Origin of the sequence: Xanthomonas cissicola (assembly GCF_008801575.1) — a bacterium.
GTDB lineage: Bacteria > Pseudomonadota > Gammaproteobacteria > Xanthomonadales > Xanthomonadaceae > Xanthomonas > Xanthomonas cissicola.
The window spans coordinates 1-247 of record NZ_VZPL01000306.1 but is presented as its reverse complement, the minus strand read 5'-3'; the positions used below and the strand labels follow the sequence as shown (position 1 = coordinate 247).

Sequence of the window (247 nt, the reverse complement as noted above, 5' to 3'; positions counted from 1 at the left end):
CTTGCGCGCTTGTTCCAGGATCGGCAGCACGTGTGCGAACTGCTCCCGGCTCATGTCGCTCGGATAGGTCTTTTGGCGCATCCGCATAGTCTGCACTGATCAGCGAAGATCGTGAACAGGTTCTTAGACATCTCAAGGCCATGGAAAATGGCTGATTCGGAGGTGTCCATGAGCAGTAAGCGGTATACGGATGAGTTCAAGATCGAGGCGGTCCGGCAAGTGACCGATCGTGGGTTCAAGGTGGCAG

1 protein-coding gene and 1 pseudogene are annotated in these 247 nt (G+C 55.5%); one reads left to right on the top strand and one right to left on the bottom strand.

The features are described 5' to 3' along the window. Positions 1-87: pseudogene (locus tag F7R02_RS26225) on the bottom strand (IS5/IS1182 family transposase); the annotation flags it as partial. Between the two features lie 81 nt (positions 88-168). Between F7R02_RS26225 and F7R02_RS27205 the strand changes: the two are divergent. Next, positions 169-247: transposase (locus F7R02_RS27205; RefSeq protein WP_219819874.1), on the top strand; the 79-nt coding region annotated here is incomplete at its 3' end.